Origin of the sequence: Pseudomonas sp. S31 (genome assembly GCF_016648105.1) — a bacterium.
Lineage (GTDB): Bacteria > Pseudomonadota > Gammaproteobacteria > Pseudomonadales > Pseudomonadaceae > Aquipseudomonas.
Genome location: NZ_JACVVE010000083.1, coordinates 1 through 1,689, shown reverse-complemented (window position 1 = coordinate 1,689; position 1,689 = coordinate 1). Strand labels below are relative to the sequence as shown.

At 59.1% G+C, this 1,689-nt stretch carries 3 protein-coding genes; all 3 read right to left on the bottom strand.

What is annotated here, in order from left to right:
- Positions 1-963: IS66 family transposase (gene tnpC / locus IAE37_RS28555; RefSeq protein ID WP_201178791.1), on the bottom strand; the 963-nt coding region annotated here is incomplete at its 3' end.
- A 63-nt stretch (positions 964-1,026) separates the two neighbouring features.
- Positions 1,027-1,362: an IS66 family insertion sequence element accessory protein TnpB gene (gene tnpB / locus IAE37_RS28955; protein WP_236410226.1), complete on the bottom strand. Its 336-nt coding sequence runs from the start codon at positions 1,360-1,362 to the stop codon at positions 1,027-1,029.
- Positions 1,359-1,689, bottom strand: a 331-nt coding sequence (gene tnpA / locus IAE37_RS28545; RefSeq protein ID WP_236410225.1) for an IS66-like element accessory protein TnpA, incomplete at its 5' end; no start/stop codon positions are given. The genes tnpB and tnpA, both read right to left, overlap by 4 nt.

Below are 1,689 nucleotides of genomic sequence, written 5' to 3'. Positions count from 1 at the left end.
TCCGGCCTTGTAGCCAGCGAAGTCATCGCAAACCAGCTTGCCGTTCCAGTCACCTAGGAAGTTGCGCGCATGTTCCCCGGCACGGCTTGGGCTGAAGTCATAAACCACCGCGTTGAGCGCCGAAAACGGCGTCGTGCTGTAGGCCCAGACGTAGGCCCGGTGGGTTTTCTTCTCGCCTGGCGCAAGCATTTGAACCGGTGTTTCGTCGGCGTGAATCACGCCCTGATTCAGCACCGCCTCACGCAGTGCATCGACCAGCGGCTGGAGTCGCACGCCGGTTTGTCCGACCCACTGGGCCAAGGTCGAGCGAGCAATTGCCAGTCCGGCGCGACCAAAGATTTTCTCCTGTCGGTACAGCGGCAGGTGATCGGCAAACTTGGCCACCATCACGTGGGCCAAAAGACCTGCGGTCGGAATACCTTTGTCGATAACCTGGGCTGGCACTGGCGCCTGGATCAGAGTTTCACACTGACGGCAGGCCCATTTGCCACGCACATGTTGCTCGACGGTAAACACGCCCGGCGTGTAATCCAACTTCTCGCTGACGTCTTCGCCGATGCGTTGGAGCAGGCAGCCACAGACGCACTGAGTGTTTTCGGGTTCATGGCGAATGACGGTGCGGGGAAACTGCGGCGGCAAGGGCGCACGTTTCGGGGATTGCCGTGGTTCGGCCTGTGGCGCAGCTGGGAGAAGCTGTTTCAGCTCGGCCTCGATAGCTTCAAGGTCTGTATCGAGCAGGTCATCCAGCAAGCTGCCTTGCGCTGGACTGATTTGCTCGCTGCGCTTGGCAAACTTGTGGCGTTTGAGCAGGGCGATTTCGAATTTGAACTGTTCGATGAGGATTTCATCGTTCTGGATCTTCTTGCTCATCGCCTCAACTTGGGATTGCAACTGCAACGCCTGTGCCGCCAAGGCACGAAGCTGTTCCGGAGTCATCTGGTCGAGGTTGGGCGAGAAAGTCATGCCGCCGATTGTGCCAGAGCAGATGCGGGACGACGACAAGTAGACCGGCCAAATAGCAGGCGTTCACAGCATGCTAATCACACCGCCGGCGCCAACACGCTGCCACGGCAGGCCCAGTACCAATGCCTGAAGTTGGTCGCTATCGAGTTCGACCTCGCAGCCATGGCGAATGCCGGGCCAGTGGAGCTTGCCTTGGTTCAGTCGACGCGCTGCAAGCCAGACGCCGACGCCGTCGTGCACCAGCACTTTCATCCGGTTAGCCCGACGATTGGCGAACAGATAAGCGCAGTGCGGCTTCGCCGCACCAAACACCGCGATCACTCGGGCTAATGCGGTTTCGGTACCGGCGCGCATGTCCATCGGCTCTGTCGCCAGCCAGATCGCATCGATGCGGATCATTGAGCAACAGCCCGAACAAATTGTGCGCAGCCCTCGGGGTCTGAGGCTGGCCATTTCACCGTGATCACTTGCCCGGCCATGGGCAACTCGATGATCACTGACGCCTCGACTGGCCGTTTAGGTGTGGCTTTTAGCGGGACGAAAGCCGGTAGTGAAGCCGCTGCGGGCTGATCTCGATAGAGCGGCATCCATTTTCGGATGACGTTGGCATTGATGCCGTGGCTGATGGCGACACTGGAAACGGTTGCACCAGGTTGCAGGCATTCCTGAACGACTTGGGCTTTGAATGGTTTCGGATAAGAGCTTCGTTGGCGCATGGAAATCCTG